15 protein-coding genes and 1 tRNA gene are annotated in these 16,998 nt (G+C 38.7%); 15 read left to right on the top strand and 1 reads right to left on the bottom strand.

Annotated elements, in window-relative coordinates:
- Positions 1–75 (bottom strand) — tRNA-Gly (locus tag NP781_RS23120).
- Positions 76–493: 418 nt separating this feature from the next.
- Here NP781_RS23120 and NP781_RS23125 point away from each other — a divergent pair.
- From NP781_RS23125 to folK, 15 genes are all read left to right on the top strand, one after another.
- Positions 494–2,887 (top strand): SpoIIE family protein phosphatase, encoded by a 2,394-nt coding sequence (locus tag NP781_RS23125; protein WP_048395327.1) that lies wholly within the window; start codon positions 494–496, stop codon positions 2,885–2,887.
- 29 nt (positions 2,888–2,916) lie between these two features.
- Positions 2,917–4,323: a tRNA lysidine(34) synthetase TilS gene (gene tilS, locus NP781_RS23130; RefSeq protein ID WP_221683402.1), complete on the top strand. Its 1,407-nt coding sequence runs from the start codon at positions 2,917–2,919 to the stop codon at positions 4,321–4,323.
- 67 nt (positions 4,324–4,390) lie between these two features.
- Entirely contained in the window at positions 4,391–4,933 is a 543-nt protein-coding gene (gene hpt, locus NP781_RS23135; RefSeq protein WP_004229145.1) for a hypoxanthine phosphoribosyltransferase, read from the top strand.
- A gap of 282 nt (positions 4,934–5,215) precedes the next feature.
- Positions 5,216–7,243: an ATP-dependent zinc metalloprotease FtsH gene (gene ftsH, locus NP781_RS23140; protein WP_221683403.1), complete on the top strand. Its 2,028-nt coding sequence runs from the start codon at positions 5,216–5,218 to the stop codon at positions 7,241–7,243.
- Positions 7,244–7,396: 153 nt separating this feature from the next.
- Positions 7,397–8,230 (top strand): aldo/keto reductase, encoded by an 834-nt coding sequence (locus NP781_RS23145; protein ID WP_306828952.1) that lies wholly within the window; start codon positions 7,397–7,399, stop codon positions 8,228–8,230.
- A gap of 237 nt (positions 8,231–8,467) precedes the next feature.
- A complete protein-coding gene (locus tag NP781_RS23150) occupies positions 8,468–9,235 on the top strand; it encodes a type III pantothenate kinase (RefSeq protein WP_257520912.1) in 768 nt (255 codons plus the stop codon).
- A gap of 21 nt (positions 9,236–9,256) precedes the next feature.
- On the top strand, positions 9,257–10,138 hold the full coding sequence (hslO, locus tag NP781_RS23155; protein WP_009373570.1) for an Hsp33 family molecular chaperone HslO: 882 nt from the start codon (positions 9,257–9,259) through the stop codon (positions 10,136–10,138).
- Positions 10,122–11,093, top strand: coding sequence for a peptidyl-prolyl cis-trans isomerase (locus tag NP781_RS23160; RefSeq protein ID WP_221683406.1), 972 nt, complete (start codon positions 10,122–10,124; stop codon positions 11,091–11,093). Before hslO ends, NP781_RS23160 begins: the two co-directional genes overlap by 17 nt.
- Positions 11,094–11,340: 247 nt before the next feature.
- Positions 11,341–12,270 carry a cysteine synthase A gene (gene cysK, locus NP781_RS23165; protein WP_004229133.1) on the top strand — a complete coding sequence of 310 codons (930 nt, stop codon included), beginning with the start codon at positions 11,341–11,343 and terminating at the stop codon, positions 12,268–12,270.
- A 150-nt stretch (positions 12,271–12,420) separates the two neighbouring features.
- Complete coding sequence (gene pabB, locus NP781_RS23170) at positions 12,421–13,830, top strand: aminodeoxychorismate synthase, component I (protein WP_373880530.1); 1,410 nt, start codon at positions 12,421–12,423, stop codon at positions 13,828–13,830.
- The gene (gene pabA, locus NP781_RS23175) at positions 13,827–14,408 is read left to right on the top strand and encodes an aminodeoxychorismate/anthranilate synthase component II (protein WP_202342947.1); all 582 of its coding nucleotides are present in this window, start codon (positions 13,827–13,829) and stop codon (positions 14,406–14,408) included. The genes pabB and pabA overlap by 4 nt, the downstream gene beginning before the upstream one ends.
- Positions 14,409–15,248 (top strand): aminodeoxychorismate lyase, encoded by an 840-nt coding sequence (gene pabC / locus NP781_RS23180; protein ID WP_257520913.1) that lies wholly within the window; start codon positions 14,409–14,411, stop codon positions 15,246–15,248.
- Between the two features lie 13 nt (positions 15,249–15,261).
- On the top strand, positions 15,262–16,116 hold the full coding sequence (gene folP / locus NP781_RS23185; protein ID WP_221683410.1) for a dihydropteroate synthase: 855 nt from the start codon (positions 15,262–15,264) through the stop codon (positions 16,114–16,116).
- On the top strand, positions 16,116–16,481 hold the full coding sequence (folB, locus tag NP781_RS23190; RefSeq protein WP_221683411.1) for a dihydroneopterin aldolase: 366 nt from the start codon (positions 16,116–16,118) through the stop codon (positions 16,479–16,481). Before folP ends, folB begins: the two co-directional genes overlap by 1 nt.
- The gene (folK, locus tag NP781_RS23195) at positions 16,481–16,993 is read left to right on the top strand and encodes a 2-amino-4-hydroxy-6-hydroxymethyldihydropteridine diphosphokinase (RefSeq protein ID WP_054548584.1); all 513 of its coding nucleotides are present in this window, start codon (positions 16,481–16,483) and stop codon (positions 16,991–16,993) included. The genes folB and folK overlap by 1 nt, the downstream gene beginning before the upstream one ends.
- The last annotated feature ends 5 nt before the right edge of the window (positions 16,994–16,998 follow it).

Consider the following 16,998-nt stretch of genomic DNA (forward strand, 5'->3'; position numbering starts at 1 on the left):
TGGAGCGGAAGACGAGGTTCGAACTCGCGACCCCCACCTTGGCAAGGTGGTGTTCTACCACTGAACTACTTCCGCATGTCATTTAAGCAACAAGTTAAATAATACAAGCCAATCGTGCTAGTGTCAAGTAGGTTTGAAAAATTATTTAAAGATATTTCAGGACATTTAACTATAGAAGAATATTTTAGCGGATTTTTTGTTCTTACGTAGAAATATATCCTAGAGAAGAGCTGAATCAAACCATTAATAGTACGTAAAATCCCTTCAAAATAGGCTTTAAGATGAATAGTAAGTGATTATTATATTGATTAAATAATTGAATTTTCCGATATTTATATTGATCAAAAGCCTCTTGCTATAGAAATTGTTGCCAATTCTCGTATTTATGAATAGCTATTAGTCGAAATATTTATATTTTTTTCTGTCAACGTCAGACAATCTTTCCACACATAATTTTTTATAATAACCAAAAGTGCGGAAAGGGGATAGTTAAATGACAAGTATTGAATGGTATAATACAACGAATGTAGATGACCAAAAAATAGGTTTGAAAAAGAAGCAGATCCTAATAGGCTCTCTCTTTTTTTTAACCGCCTTTTTCTTGGCTCAATCTGTTGTATTTGAAGCGGCTGTACCGTTCTCAGTTCCTTTTTGGGCCATTATTCGAACAAAATATAGGGAGTATGCCAAATTCGTATTATTTGGGAGTTTAGCGGGTTGCTTTTTCTTGGGCTTTGGACAAGTCCTAATTCTCGCTTTACAAATTATCCTGTATGAATGTATTATGCGTTTTCGTTACTGGCAACTGCCCCAAAGTATTGCGGTGTCTTTAGCTGTATTACTGGTACAAATAATGTGGCAAGGGGTGATGTATCAGGGTTTACCACCAGTGCTTGTACAATTTTATGTGGGCTGTGAAGCAGCTTTAGCTCTTATTATGACATTGTTTATGCAAGTATTATTTGTTAATTCGTATGAATGGTTTACGACGCATTGGACATATGAAAAGCTAGGTTCAGGATTAGTCGTCTTTGCAGCCATGCTTACTGGAATGCAAACGGTTGTAATAAGCTATTTTTCACTCCCTATTTTTTTACTACAGCTCTTTATCTGTTTTGGCGCATTGGTTGGAAGTGTGCCCTTAGCAACTGTCATTGGAGCAGTGCTAGGGACGCTTATAGGTGTGGCCAAGCTTTCGTTTACCGGTATGCTTTCGGTGGCTACCTTAACTGGATTATGTGCGGGTATGGGAGCGAAAGGTGGTAGATTTGGCGTTGCTATTGGTAGTATTTTACCTAGTGTATTTTTTTTATTTTATGACGCCACATTGCCCTTGGATAGTGTTTATTTCACCTCAATTGCCATTGGTAGTATTTTATTTCTAACCATTCCAAAGAAATATTCAGATAAGGTAAGGGACAAGCTCTTTCCACAACGAGAAGAGGTTTTATTAGCCCGACAGAATTGGTTAACAGAACATGTAACATATAAATTAGAGCACTTTCAGCATTTTGTGCAATTCATGAAGGAACTTGTGTTTGATCGCTTTATGACAGCACCCGTTGAAGCGGCGAAGGAAGTAGCACCAATGAATACTTGTTTAAGTTGTTTCCGTTATGATCATTGCTGGGGTGCGCAAAATAATGGTATGGACAAGCTGATGACAGATTGGTTTCATATGAAAGGAGTAGGCAAGGAATCAGCTATTCATCGTGTTGAAGAACAAATACGCTATAAATGTGTGAAGTCCACGAAAATCTTCGAGGAATTAGATACAGAACTTTATAGAGAACGAATCAACGGGCAGTATTTCCATGGTAAAAAAATGATTGCCCTTCAACTGCGCGATATGAGCAATCATTTAAATCAGTTAATTGCTGAGATGAAGGAAGATACAATTTCTTTTGTAAGTGTTGAGAAGGACATTGTTGAACGCTTAAAGGAAGCCAATATTGAATGTTTTCAACTTGATGTCCTAAGCAACAAGCCTGGGGCAAGAAAGATTGTTTGTGCCTTAGCACCAGCACGTGTCAACTGGGAGAAAGATACGACATTAGCTGAACGTATGATTTTGCCGATTCTTTATGAAATTTTTGATGAACCTTTTGAAATTGAAAAAGTAGTAGCCTGTGAAATACCATTTCGTCATGTTCAAATTTGCTTTAGATCAGCTATTAGCTTTGAAGTAGAGTATGATATATATAGCATGTCTAAAGATGCAACACTATATTCGGGTGATTCTCACGCCCTTTTCCAATTGCATCCAGGATTATTTGCGATATTGCTGTCTGATGGTATGGGGCAAAGTAAAGAAGCACAACATGAAAGTAGAAAATTGATTCATTTAATGCGAGAGTGTCTAAATTACAATATGAATCCAGAAACGGCGATGCATACGCTCCATTATGTCATGGCATTAAAGCAGCAAGATGATATGTATGCAACGCTTGATTTTGCACTTGTCGATTTACAGCACGGAGATTTGTGGTCGTGGAAGGCGGGTGGAATGTCAACCTACATTTTGCGTGGAAAAGAGGTACTGAAAGTTGAAAGTAATGCAGCACCTGTAGGATTCTTATCTATTTCAGCAGTCGAAGCTGAAAAAAGAAAACTGAAGGCAGGTGATGTTATTTTAATGCATTCAGATGGACTGTTCTCAAGTGTAGCTGATTGGGATGAACAAGAGGAAACATTTTTAGCTTTCGCACAGCAGGTAGCAAGTACAAATAAAACGATTCAAGAAAAACTAACAACCATTATGCAATCATTCCAAGGTTATTTTGAAATAGAAGATGATTGTACAGTATTAATGTTAGAGGTGACACATGTTGTACCGACATGGGCTGTCTTTAGACCAGCTCAGTATTCAATGAGTAAATCATCTTAAACTAACAACGAAAAGGGGAGGAGAAGCGTTTGTCATTTGAATTAAAGGTCAAAGCATTTATAGAAGAAGAGCAATTATTACAGCAAGGCGACCATCTTCTCATCGCCGTTTCGGGTGGGGTAGATTCTATGGCTTTACTTCATTACTTTATTCAAACACAGGAGCAGTGGAACATTCAGGTAGAAGCCGTACATGTTGATCATATGTTGAGAGGAGAAGCCTCTTCTGAGGATAGGGCTTTTGTTCAAAAATATTGTGACGCTAATAGTGTTTACTTACATGCCAAGGAAATTCCTATACCTACAATATTGGCACAGGAGAACGGGAATACACAGCTAATTTGTCGTAGGGAAAGGTATCAATTTTTCAAAGAAATTCTGCAAAAAACAAATGCTAATAAGCTTGTAACTGCACATCATGCGGATGACCAACTGGAGTCAGTATTAATGGCCCTTACAAAAAATGCAACAATGAATAGCATGCAGGGCATACGTCCTCAAAGAATTTTTGGAGGAAAATCATTAATTCGTCCGTTTTTAACGGTTACAAAGTCTGAAATAGGGGAATATTTACTTAGAAAAGGTTTAGATTATCGAGAAGATGCTAGCAATTCTAAAGATACCTATGTACGTAATCGTTTTAGACATCATGTAGTGCCTTTACTGCAGGCAGAGAATCCGCGAGTGACTGAACAGGTGACCCATTTCACAAAGCAATTGCAAGAAGACGATACCTTTTTAATGACATTGGCCCAAGATGTATTTTCCCAAATCATCATAAGAAATAATGAAAATACATATCGCATGGAAATTGAGGCATTTCAATTGGTACCACTTGCTTTACAAAGGAGGCTCATTTTAATACTATTAAACTATCTTTACAAAGATTCAAATACGATACAAAGTTATGCCTTATTGACTTCAATTTTAAAGCTTTGTGATACAACAGCAGGGTATGCTGAAATTCACTTACCTGAAGATTTTCTAGCAGTTCGCCGTTATGGAAATTTAACGATTCAGAAAAAGGAGCCGTTAGAAGGCCTAGCTTCTCCTGAGAAACAGGTTATTTCGACTGCTAATGGCTGGACAACACTGACAAATGGTGAGCGCTTACGCGTAGTCAATTTGCATGATTTATCGTCTGAATTGCTGACGGATACTGCACAACTTTTTTATTTTAACGCTAGCAAACTCCACCTACCGCTCTATGTTCGGGCACGCAGGGATGGAGATAGAATGCTGTTAAAAGGAATGGATCAGCCAAAACGCTTATCTCGCCTTTTTATAGATGAAAAGATTCCTTTAAATGAGCGAAATAGCTGGCCGTTACTGATTTCTCAATCTGATGAGGTGGTAGCGGTAATTGGTGTGCGTATGGGAATATTTTTTTCAACCACTCCGCAACCAAACGATGATACAGTGCTCATCGTAGACTAAGGTCTTTGTAAAATATTTCACCGAAATAGGGTGAAGATTTTTTGATACATCACGAGGAGGAATCGATATGTTACAAAACGACATCGAAAAAATTATGATTACAGAAGAACAATTGCAAGAAAGAATTGCAGACTTAGGCGCGCAATTAACAGAGGAATACAAAGATGCATTTCCATTAGCTGTTGGCGTACTGAAAGGGGCAATGCCATTTATGACAGACCTCATGAAACGATTCGATTCTTTCATCGAACTTGATTTTATGGATGTGTCTAGCTACGGTAATGCTACCGTGTCATCTGGTGAAGTTAAGATTTTAAAGGATTTGAATACAAGCGTTGAGGGACGTGACGTATTAATTATCGAGGACATTATTGATAGTGGTTTAACTTTAAGCTATCTAGTAGATTTATTTAAATATCGCAAAGCAAAGTCCATTAAAATTGTTACATTACTTGATAAACCATCAGGTCGGAAGGTGAATTTGTCTGCTGACTATGTTGGTTTCGAAGTGCCAGATGGCTTTGTTGTAGGATATGGCTTAGATTACGCTGAAAAATATCGTAACTTACCTTATATTGGTATTTTAAAGCCTGAGGTATATTCTTTCTAAGATACAAAAGACCAGCTATAAAAAGTAAAGGTCTCCAGCGCAGGTCACGTATTTTTAGTTATGTTTAACATAATTCAAAATCTTGACACAATGTTTAGCTATATCGAGCCCGAGGAACAGGTACAATTACGCTGGGACATATAAAGATGGCCTAAAAACTGTTGTGATAACGGCAATAGGTGAACGAAACATTTTTTAAGTAGGGCTTTTCGTTGTATGATGAAATCATGATATGTTAAGATTTTACTTATAATTTTTCTGTTTGTAATGAGGAGGCTGGAGATGAATCGAATATTTCGATATACCATATTCTATTTACTGATTTTCCTAGTGATTATCGGTATTTTTGGTACTTTCAATGGTGGAAATTCCCCAACGAAAGAATTAACTTATCATGAGTTTCAAGAAGCTCTAGATAAGAAAGAAATAACAAGTGCTACAATTCAACCTGATAAATCAGTTTACGTCGTTGAAGGAACACTGAAGGGGTATGAAAAAGGGGAAAGCTTTACTACAAACATCCCTCGTGAAAACCAATCTTTAATGGACCGCATCGATGAGGCTGCTAAGGATAAAAATAGTAATATTAGTTTTTTAGCAGCACCAGAAACAAGTGGATGGATTCAATTCTTTACAGGAATTATTCCTTTCATTATCATCATTTTCTTATTCTTCTTCCTAATGAGTCAATCTCAAGGTGGCGGTAATAAAGTGATGAGCTTTGGTAAAAGTAAAGCTAAACTGTATGATGATCAGAAGAAAAAAGTACGTTTTACAGATGTAGCAGGTGCTGATGAAGAGAAAGCAGAGCTTGTTGAGGTGGTAGAATTCTTAAAAGACCATCGCAAGTTCACTGAAATTGGTGCCCGTATTCCAAAGGGTATCTTACTTGTAGGTCCTCCAGGTACAGGTAAAACATTACTTGCACGAGCAGTAGCTGGTGAAGCAGGTGTTCCATTCTTCTCTATCTCAGGTTCTGACTTCGTAGAAATGTTTGTCGGTGTTGGGGCTTCACGTGTTCGAGATCTATTTGAAAATGCTAAGAAAAATGCTCCATGTATCATCTTTATCGATGAGATTGATGCAGTAGGTCGTCAACGTGGTGCTGGTCTTGGTGGAGGCCATGATGAGCGTGAACAAACATTAAACCAGTTATTAGTTGAAATGGATGGTTTCGGTGCCAATGAAGGAATTATTATCATTGCCGCAACAAACCGCCCTGATATTTTAGATAAAGCATTATTACGTCCAGGTCGTTTTGACCGTCAAATTACAGTAGGGCATCCTGATGTAAAAGGACGTGAGGCAATTCTTAAAGTACATGCACGTAATAAGCCTTTAGCAGATACAGTTGATTTAGCAGCTGTTGCTCAACGTACGCCAGGTTTCTCAGGTGCGGATTTAGAAAATCTACTTAACGAAGCGGCGCTTGTAGCTGCTCGAAAAAGTAAGCGCACTATAAATATGGCAGATATTGATGAAGCATCAGACCGAGTAATTGCTGGTCCTGCAAAAGCCAGTCGCGTATATTCTGCGAAAGAGAAGAAACTTGTATCCTTCCATGAAGCTGGCCACGTAGTCGTTGGTCTTGAGCTAGATGAGGCTGATACAGTACACAAAGTAACAATTGTTCCTCGTGGGCAAGCGGGTGGATATGCGATTATGTTACCGAAGGAAGAGCGTTTCTTTACGACAAAGCAAGAGCTTTTAGATCGTATTGCAGGTCTTCTGGGTGGTCGTGTAGCTGAAGAGATTGTTCTTGGTGAAGTTTCTACGGGAGCACATAACGATTTCCAAAAGGTTACAAGCATTGCCCGTGCTATGGTTACTGAATACGGAATGAGTGAGAACCTTGGAGCTATGCAATTTGGTTCAAGTCAAGGTGGTAATGTATTCCTTGGCCGTGACTTTAATTCTGACCAGAACTATTCTGATTCAATAGCCTATGAAATTGATAAAGAAATGCAAAAAATTATTGATACACAATATGAGCGTACTAAGCGTATTCTTACGGAAAAACGTCACCTGCTTGATTTAATTGCCAATACACTAATGGAAAAAGAAACATTAAATGCACAAGAAATTGAGCATTTACGTGATCATGGTGTGTTACCAGAACCTGAGGCTACAGAAAAAATTGAGGAGAACACTCCAAAGATTGAAGCAAAGCCTACATTAGATACTATTGGCGAACCAGTTGTTGAAAAAGAGCTACTAAGTAAAGAGTCAAATCCAACAACTTTGGATTTAGCAAAAGAACGTAAAGAACCGAATGATGCACCTAAGGGTATCGATGAAAAACGTGATTAAAAATAGGGAAGACTGTTTACTAGTTCAGTAAGCAGTCTTTTTCTTTGCCTTTTCTTATTAATAAGCATTAGGATAGAGTAGTAAAAAAGACAAGCTGCATACAACTCTGCCATTTAGAGAGATGTTAGCCAAAGCAGATAGGAGTGTATACGCGTGGGAAATGTTGTATTGAATAATGGTCTTAAAATGCCATTGGTTGGTTATGGTGTCTTTCGAGTACCCGAAGGAGATGACCTAGCTGAAGCAGTCAAAACAGCTATAGCAAAAGGTTATCGTAGTATTGATACAGCACAAGTATATCGCAACGAAGAAAGTGTTGGACGAGGAATACGAGCAGCCATTGAAGAAGGCTTAGTAACTCGTGAAGAATTATTTATAACATCGAAAGTTTGGAACGATGGACTTTCCTATGAAGAAACACTTGCGGCATATGACAGCAGTCTAGAAAAAATAGGATTAGACTATTTGGATTTATATTTAGTACATTGGCCTGGCATAGACCAAAATTATATTGAGGTTTATAAAGCACTAGAAAAGATTTACCAGGATGGTCGTGTACGTTCGATTGGTGTTAGTAATTTCCACGTACACCATTTAGAAAACCTTTTGAAGGAAACGACTGTCGTCCCTGTTATTAATCAAATTGAATTCCATCCGCACTTAATACAGGAGGAAGTACGTGCCTACTGTAAGGATAAGGGCATACAGGTGGAGGCATGGTCTCCGTTGATGAATGGTTCTCTACTGGAAGAGGCATTGATTCAAGAGCTAGCATCTAAATATGGCAAAACGCCTGCACAGATTGTACTACGCTATGATGTGCAACATGATGTTGTCACGATTCCGAAAACAATGACACCAGCACGTATGGTTGAAAACCTAGCTGTTTTTGATTTTACGTTAACTGAGCAGGAAATGACACAGTTAGATGCAATGAACGATGGACTACGTTGTGGTCCAGATCCAGAAAAATTTAATTTCAAATGATTGTAAGAGAGGCTACCATATTTGGGGGGCCTCTTTTTAAAGAAGGATGATAACATACAATTGTTTTTAACAAAAAATATAGTGTTTATCATCACTTGTAGTACAAACAACATCTGCTGAATCAAGATAAAAAGTATGGTATCATTTTCTAAAGTGTTTTATCCTCATTCCAGCTAGAGAGAATGTTGTAATATGAGGATTGCAAAAGTTACAATGACGATATGGGAGGTGTCATTCTTGATTTTAGTTTTAGATGCAGGGAATTCAAATATTGTATTAGGCGTCTATGATGACAACGATCAATTAGCCTTCCATTGGCGTATGGTGACGGATCTTCATAAAACAGATGATGAATATGCCATGCAAGTTCTTTCATTTTTTAATCATGCAGGCATTTCATTTGAACAAATAACAGGCATTATTATATCCTCAGTTGTGCCACCAATTATGTTTTCACTAGAGTCGATGTGCCAGAAGTATTTTAGAAAAAAGCCTTTGGTAGTAGGACCAGGTGTGAAAACAGGTTTAAATATTAAATACGAAAATCCACGTGAGGTTGGGTCTGATCGAATAGTGAATGCCATAGCAGCTCTAGATTTATATAAGGCCCCTTGTATCATAGTTGATTTTGGGACAGCAACAACCTATTGTTACTTGAACGAAAAGGGTGATTACATGGGTGGAGCTATTGCGCCAGGCATCACTATTTCTACAGAGGCTCTTTATACACAGGCTGCAAGATTGCCACGTATTGAAATCGTTCGACCTACACATATCGTGGGGAAAACGACCGTTTCTGCCATGCAGGCGGGAATTTTTTATGGCTTTGTCGGGCAAGTTGAGGGCATTGTTAATCGTATAAAAGCACAAAGTAAAGAGGAGCCATTAGTTATTGCTACAGGTGGATTAGCAAATCTAATCGCAGGGGAGACACAAATTATAGATGTTGTAGATCCATTTTTAACGTTAAAGGGTTTATATAAGCTCTATAAACGTAACCAATAGGAAATGAGGGACATTCCATTTATGAGTGATTATTTAGTAAGAGGTTTAGGATTTAATGGACAAGTTCGTGTGTTTGCAGCACGTACAACAGCTACAGTAGGAGAAGTGCAACGCCGTCACGATACATGGCCAGTTGTATCAGCAGCTTTAGGTCGTTCAATGACAGCGGCTGTGATGATGGGAGCCATGCTAAAAGGTGAAGAGAAAATCACTATTAAAATTGAGGGCAACGGTCCAATTGGCCCAATGGTAATTGATAGTAATGCACATGGAGAAGTGCGTGGATTTGTGACAAACCCTCATGTACACTTTGATTTAAACGAGCAAGGTAAGCTAGATGTTCGAGCAGGTGTTGGAACAGAAGGTGCTCTTACAATTGTTAAAGACCTTGGTTTAAGAGATATGTTTTCAGGACAAACACCAATTGTTTCAGGCGAAATTGCTGAAGATTTTACTTATTATTTTGCTACATCTGAGCAAGTACCATCATCTGTAGGCTTAGGCGTATTAGTTAATCCAGATAACACTATTCTTGCGGCTGGCGGATTTATACTTCAATTAATGCCAGGCTGTGAGGAAGAGACGATAACTGAAATTGAGCAACACCTTGCTACAATAGAGCCTGTTTCAAAAATGATTGAAAAAGGTTTTACGCCAGAGCAAATTTTAGAAGCTGTATTAGGAAATGGACATCTACAAATTTTAGATTCCATGCCAGTTGAATTTAAATGTCAATGTTCAAAAGAGCGGTTTGGTGCGGCAATTTTAGGTCTAGGAACAGCGGAAATTAGAGAAATGATTGATGAAGACGGCGGTGCAGAGGCACAATGTCACTTCTGCTTAGAGACATATAGCTTTTCTAAAGATGAGCTAGAAGGGTTTATCGATGAGCTCAACGCGTAATCGCCGACCTTCAACCAATGTAACACCAAACCAAACTCCTTTATTGCAACGTCGTTTAAAGACAAAGCCTGCTTTAGCTGTCATTGCCGTTTTATTATTAGGAAATGTATTATGGTTCATTAGTTGGTTGATCCCGAACAAAGGTCAGGAAATTGGTAGCGACGAACAAGTCGCTGCCATTGACGGGGATGTTATCACGCGCCAAGAGTGGATGATTGCTATGGAGGAAAGATATGGTAAAGAAACACTCCAAAATTTAGTCAATGAAACGGTAATGGAAAAGGCTGCCAAAACATATAAAATTAAAGTTACTGATAAAGAAATTGATCTTGAATTAGCGTTAATGCGATCAGCTCAAGATAAGTTTGATACAGCCATGCAAAATCTTTCGGCAGAGCAACTACGCCAAAAGATTCGGTCACAGCTTATATTGGATAAGGTACTCACGAAAGACGTAGTGATAGAGGAAGAAAACGTTGAAAAGTATTATGAGGAAAATCAAGGCTTATATAATACAAAAACAAGCTATCGTACGAATTTTATTGAGGTCGATTCAAAAAAAGCTGCTGATGAGGCACTGGGTGAATTGAAAAATGGCTCTGACTTTACAGTGCTGGCACGAGAAATTTCTGTTGATAGTGCTTCAGCGAGTTTAGGAGGGGATATTGGTTTCCTTACAGAAAATCAGGAAAATATAGACCCTGCAATTATTAATACTGTAAAATCCCTAAAGGCAAATGAGGTAAGTAAAGCCTTTAAGTTAGATAATGGTCATTATGGCATTGTTCAAGTACAAGAGGTATTAGAAGGACAATCCTTTACATATGACGATGTGAAAGAACATATTGAGCGAGAATTAGCTTTAGAGCAATTACCACAATCCGTTACGCCAGAGGCATTTTGGTCTGAATTTAATGCTACTTGGTATTATGGAGAGACTAAAAAAGAAAAATAATACATGAAAAGAGTCTGCAGGTTTTGCGGGGTAAAATGAGTCTGATCAAACTTACAGGCATTCGTAGTGAATTACCCAAAATGCAGGTTCTTTTTCTTTAGCAGAGGATAAGATTTTTCCTTTTCAAAGCAATGATAAATATTCTGAAAATATTAGTTTTATTTATTGACAATCGAATGGAAAAATTGATAAAATACAAAATAAGTAAAACCTATAAAAATAGTAGGGATTGGGAGTGGATTAGTAAATGAGTAGATTAGCAAACTCGGTAGCTGAATTAGTTGGTAAAACACCAATTGTAAAATTAAATCATGCAACAAGTGAAAATGAAGGTACTGTGTATGTAAAATTAGAATATTTTAATCCGGGAAGCTCGGTGAAAGACCGTCTAGCTTTAGCCATGATCGAAGCTGCCGAAAAAGACGGGACATTAAAACCAGGTGGTACAATTATTGAGCCGACATCTGGTAATACAGGTATTGGTCTTGCAATGATTGCCGCTGCTAAAGGTTATAAAGCCATTTTAGTTATGCCAGAAACAATGAGCTTAGAGCGTCGTAATTTATTGCGTGCTTACGGTGCAGAGCTTGTATTAACGCCTGGTCCAGCAGGTATGAAAGGTGCAATTGCTAAAGCAGAAGAACTATCTGAAGAACATGGCTACTTTCTACCACAACAATTTACAAATCCTGCGAACGCGGTAATTCACCGTTTAACAACAGGCCCAGAAATAGTAGAAGCATTTGATGGCCTAACACTTGATGCTTTTGTAGCTGGTGTTGGCACAGGTGGTACAATTACTGGTGCTGGTGCGGTCTTAAAAGAAAAGTATCCAAACATTGAAATCATTGCAGTTGAACCAAAGGATTCACCAGTTCTTTCTGGTGGTCAACCAGGGCCTCATAAAATTCAAGGAATTGGCGCTGGATTTGTACCAGCAGTTTTAGATACGGAAGTCTATTCTTCAGTATTCCCTGTTGAAAATGAGGTTGCTTTTGAAGTAGCACGTAAAGTAGCGCGTGAAGAAGGAATCCTATGTGGTATTTCATCTGGTGCTGCAATCTATGCTGCAATTGAAGCGGCAAAACGTTTAGGTAAGGGTTCGAATGTCCTTGCTATTGTGCCTTCTAATGGTGAGCGTTATCTATCAACACCTTTATATCAATTTGAAGACTAATTCAATTTTTTTATGTAAGGGCTCCTTTATAAAGGGGCCCTTTTTTTAGTGCAAAAACTTGGACACTATGAAAATTATAAAAATATTCGCTTCTATGTAATAATCAAGTTAAGATGGAATCACAGCATATGTTTAAAGGGGAAAATAAACTTGAAAACAATACTTACAAAAACATTAACGATGGATGCAGATTCATTTTTTTATAGCTATAAAAGGCAGACAGAGACTCAGCAAGCGCATGTGTTTTTAGAAAGTGGACGTGGTGGACATTTTTCAATAGCTGCGTGGAATCCATTAGCTACCGCACGATCAGTAGAGGGTGGGCTTTTGGTCAATTGGAGAAATGGCAGACAGGAAGTTTTACAAGGTGAGCCCCTCGACTTACTGGAAGAGCTTGTGGCGGAATATCAGGTTTCTTATAATGGAGAGCTACCTGTTTTTCAGGGAGGGGCTATTGGATTTGTGTCGTATGATTATGCTCGTAAAATTGAGGAGCTTCCTAATACAGCAACAGATGATTTACAAGTGCCAGATATCTATTATTATATCTTTGATTGCTGGGCCGTACATGATGTGAAAACGAATACCGTGACACTTATGAAGTTAGAAGAGAATGAGGTTAACTTGGAAGAATGGGCTAACATCTGGCAGGTTGCAGCACAGGCTGGATTAGACGCGCGCAAATTTGAGAAAACAACCGCTATAGAAGTTAAGAATGATGAAAATGAGTTGCTTGTTTCATTTGCAGGCGACGATTTCGAGGCAGCGGTTAAAAAAATCCAAACGTATATCGCGCAAGGTGATGTCTTTCAGGTGAATTTATCTGTGCGTCAGTCTAAGAAACTCAATGCAACTGCACTAGATGTCTATGAGGCACTACGAGCGTTTAATCCGTCACCATATATGGCTTATATTGAAGCACCTGATTTCTCTGTTGTTTCTGGATCGCCAGAGTTACTAGTCAAGCGTCAAGGCAATGAGTTGTCGACGAGACCAATAGCTGGCACTCGACCAAGAGGAAAGTCCGAAGAGGAAGATTTAGCATTGGCTCAAGAATTAATTGATAATGATAAAGAACGTGCTGAGCATGTGATGTTAGTGGATTTAGAGCGCAATGATTTAGGACGTGTATCCACCTATGGAACAGTGAAAGTGGATGAGTTTATGGTTATTGAGCGCTATTCACATGTTATGCATATCGTTTCGAATGTGCGTGGAGAAATAGCAGAAGGGAAAACGAATGCAGACGTTATTCGTGCGATGTTCCCAGGTGGCACAATTACAGGAGCACCAAAAATCCGCACTATGGAAATTATTGAAGAATTGGAGCCTGTAAGACGTGGTTTATATACAGGCTCGATCGGTTGGCTAGGCTTTACAGGTGATATGGAGTTTAATATTGTAATCCGTACAGCGTTTGTAAAAGATGGGGTTGCCCATATTCAAGCTGGAGCAGGTATTGTCATTGACTCTGTTCCGGAAAGAGAGTATCAGGAATCTTTAAATAAAGCGAAGGCAATGTGGCAGGCAAAGGCAATGGCAGAGGAGCGAGTAAAATGATTTTAATGATCGATAACTACGATTCATTTATTTATAACATCGTCCAATATTTGGGCGAATTTGGTCATGACATAGTAGTAAAACGTAATGATGTTATTACAGTAGAAGAAATAGAACAACTTGCGCCAGATATGATTGTTATTTCTCCAGGGCCATGTAGTCCAAATGAGGCAGGGGAAAGCCTGAACATTATTAAATATTTCGCGGGAAATATTCCGATTTTAGGGGTTTGTCTTGGACATCAGGCACTTGCACAAGTGTTTGGTGGTCATGTTATACAAGCGGAACGTTTAATGCATGGGAAGACATCACCCGTGCTGCATGCTGAAGTAGGTTTGCATAAAGGCATGCCAAATCCATTCCAAGCAACTCGCTATCATTCTCTTATTGTCGATAAGGAGACATTACCAGCGTGTCTAGAAGTAACAGCTTGGACAGAAGAAGGAGAAATTATGGGTTTACGTCATAAGGAATATCCTATTGAGGGTGTACAATATCATCCGGAATCCATTATGACCGAGCAAGGGAAACAACTACTTCGCCAATTTATAGAAATGTATGTAGAAGGAGTGAAATAGATGCAGTGCTGGATGAACGGAAACTATATGGCGGCCCAGGATCTGAGAATTTCGCCATTTGATCATGGATTTTTATATGGATTAGGATTTTTTGAAACGTTCCGAACATATGGTGGTCAGGTATTTTACTGGGAAGCACATATGGAAAGATTACAGCATGCTTTATCACAATATCACATTTTTTTAAACTATCCTGAAAGTGTATTACTTGAGGCTGTGCAACAACTAAATCAACTTGCTGGCGGTCAGGATGGTTACTTCCGTTTAAATGTATCTGCGGGTGAACATAATATTGGATTACAGCCAACAGAATATAGACAACCTAATATCATCATTTTTCGCAAGGAACTTCAAGACACACCGCGTGGTACTGAAAAGTTTGCACAATGGCTTACCATACCACGCAATACACCTGAACAAGCCTTTCGTGTTAAATCGCACCATTACGGCAATAACGTGCTTGGTCGCTTTGAAATGCCATCACTGGCCCAACAAGAAGGTTTCTTTTTAACAGAATCAGGCTATGTAGCTGAAGGTGTGACATCAAATATATTTTGGATAAAAAATGATATACTATATACGCCTTCCTTGGAGACAGGTATTTTACCAGGAATTATTCGTGCATGGGTTATAGAAAAGGCTAGTGCGCTAAACCTTGACGTACAGGAAGGCTTTTATACAAAAGAGGATTTACTACAAAGTACGGAATGCTTCATTACCAATTCAGTACAAGAACTTGTGCCTATTAGTAGCTTGGAGAACCAGCCATTTTTAGGCAATAAAGGACCTATTTATTCCATTTTGCATAGCGCATTTGTTCAAGAAGTGGAACGAGGATAGAAGGAGCGTTTACATGCTAGAAAAATATACGAAACCATTAACGATTAATGGTATTACATTAGACTATAGACAAGAAACATTTGTTATGGGGATTCTAAATGTTACACCGGACTCCTTCTCTGATGGAGGAAAGTATAACAATGTGGAGGCTGCTGTTACTCAAGCAAAAAAAATGGTGGCTGAAGGAGCAAAAATTATCGATGTAGGTGGAGAGTCTACACGTCCTGGGTACGAACGAATTTCAGATGAAGATGAAATTGCACGCATCGTGCCTGTTATTCAAGCGTTAGCACAGGAAGTAAAGGTCATTATTTCAGTTGATACGTATAAAGCAAGTGTGGCGCGTGCCGCAATTGAAGCGGGCGCACACATCATCAATGATATTTGGGGAGCAAAGGCAGAACCAGAAATTGCTCAGGTTGCTGCAGACTTACATGTTCCGATCATTTTAATGCATAATCGTGAAAATATGGATTATGGTGTTGATTTTTGGACGACTGCAAAGGCAGATTTAGAAAAAAGTATTGCCATTGCACAGCAAGCGGGAGTTCCCGATCATCATATCATCTTAGATCCAGGTATCGGCTTTGCTAAAAATACTGCACAAAATATAGCTATGATGCAACACTTATCGGATTTAGTGGCTATGGGCTATCCCGTATTATTAGCAACATCACGTAAATCAATGATTGGTAATGTCCTGAACTTACCTGTTGAGGAGCGACTTGAAGGGACAAGCGCAACAGTGGTTTATGGAATTGAAAAGGGTTGTCATATGATAAGAGTTCATGATGTAAAGGAAATGGCGCGGGCAACGTATATGACGGATGTATTAGTGGGTAAACGTTTGTTTAAGGAGGAAGCGTGATGGATTATATTCATTTAAAGGACATGCAGTTCTATGGTTATCATGGTGTATTAGCAGCTGAAACTACTCTAGGCCAACGCTTTCGAGCAAATGTTTCGCTTGCAGTAGACATGACAAAAGCTGGTGAAACGGATGATCTTTCTTATACCGTTAATTATGCAGAGGTATATGCGTTATGTAGGGATATTGTAGAGGGCGAACCGTTTAAGCTTATTGAGGCTCTTGTTGTGAAAATAGCAAATGTGATTTTAGCAAGCTATCCTGATAAAGTAAAAGGAGTTCGTGTAGAGCTCATTAAACCAGACCCCCCTATTCATGGCTATTATAAAGAAGTCTCTGTTGAGGTTACGAGGGGTGTTTTCTAATGAAGGATGTCTATTTATCTATCGGAACAAATATGGGGGAGAGATATGAGAATCTTCAGCACGCAGTAGACCTTTTAAAGGAAAAGAAGGAACTAGAGTTGATTCGTGTTTCATCTGTCTTTGAGACAGCTGCTGTAGGTTATACGGATCAGGCAGATTTTTTAAATATAGCTGTTCATCTAAAAACAGCTATATCGTCTGTTGAGATGTTGAATATTTGCCAAGAAATCGAACGGGAATTAGGGCGTGTAAGAGAATTCCGCTGGGGCCCAAGAGTTATTGATCTTGACATTTTACTTTACAATCAAGAGAATATTGAAACGGAGAATTTAATTGTTCCTCATCCAAGAATGTACGAGCGAGCGTTCGTCCTAGTACCACTTGTAGAGATTACACCATCACCATTCGATGAACAGCTACAACAAGCGCATGATCTGTTACAGCAAATGGATTGTGAAAAGGAAGGCGTAATCTTCTGGAACCACTTTAATGAGCCGTCAGCGGTAAATTAAGTATT

Origin of the sequence: Lysinibacillus sp. FN11, assembly GCF_024628845.1 — a bacterium.
GTDB lineage: Bacteria > Bacillota > Bacilli > Bacillales_A > Planococcaceae > Lysinibacillus > Lysinibacillus capsici.

Coding starts and splice junctions, on each gene's coding strand:
- folP (WP_221683410.1), top strand. CDS start 15,262: ATGCTAGAAAAATATACGAAACCATTAACGATTAATGGTATTACATTA.
- NP781_RS23125 (WP_048395327.1), top strand. CDS start 494: ATGACAAGTATTGAATGGTATAATACAACGAATGTAGATGACCAAAAA.
- cysK (WP_004229133.1), top strand. CDS start 11,341: ATGAGTAGATTAGCAAACTCGGTAGCTGAATTAGTTGGTAAAACACCA.
- NP781_RS23160 (WP_221683406.1), top strand. CDS start 10,122: ATGAGCTCAACGCGTAATCGCCGACCTTCAACCAATGTAACACCAAAC.
- folK (WP_054548584.1), top strand. CDS start 16,481: ATGAAGGATGTCTATTTATCTATCGGAACAAATATGGGGGAGAGATAT.
- pabA (WP_202342947.1), top strand. CDS start 13,827: ATGATTTTAATGATCGATAACTACGATTCATTTATTTATAACATCGTC.
- hpt (WP_004229145.1), top strand. CDS start 4,391: ATGTTACAAAACGACATCGAAAAAATTATGATTACAGAAGAACAATTG.
- folB (WP_221683411.1), top strand. CDS start 16,116: ATGGATTATATTCATTTAAAGGACATGCAGTTCTATGGTTATCATGGT.
- hslO (WP_009373570.1), top strand. CDS start 9,257: ATGAGTGATTATTTAGTAAGAGGTTTAGGATTTAATGGACAAGTTCGT.
- pabC (WP_257520913.1), top strand. CDS start 14,409: ATGCAGTGCTGGATGAACGGAAACTATATGGCGGCCCAGGATCTGAGA.
- ftsH (WP_221683403.1), top strand. CDS start 5,216: ATGAATCGAATATTTCGATATACCATATTCTATTTACTGATTTTCCTA.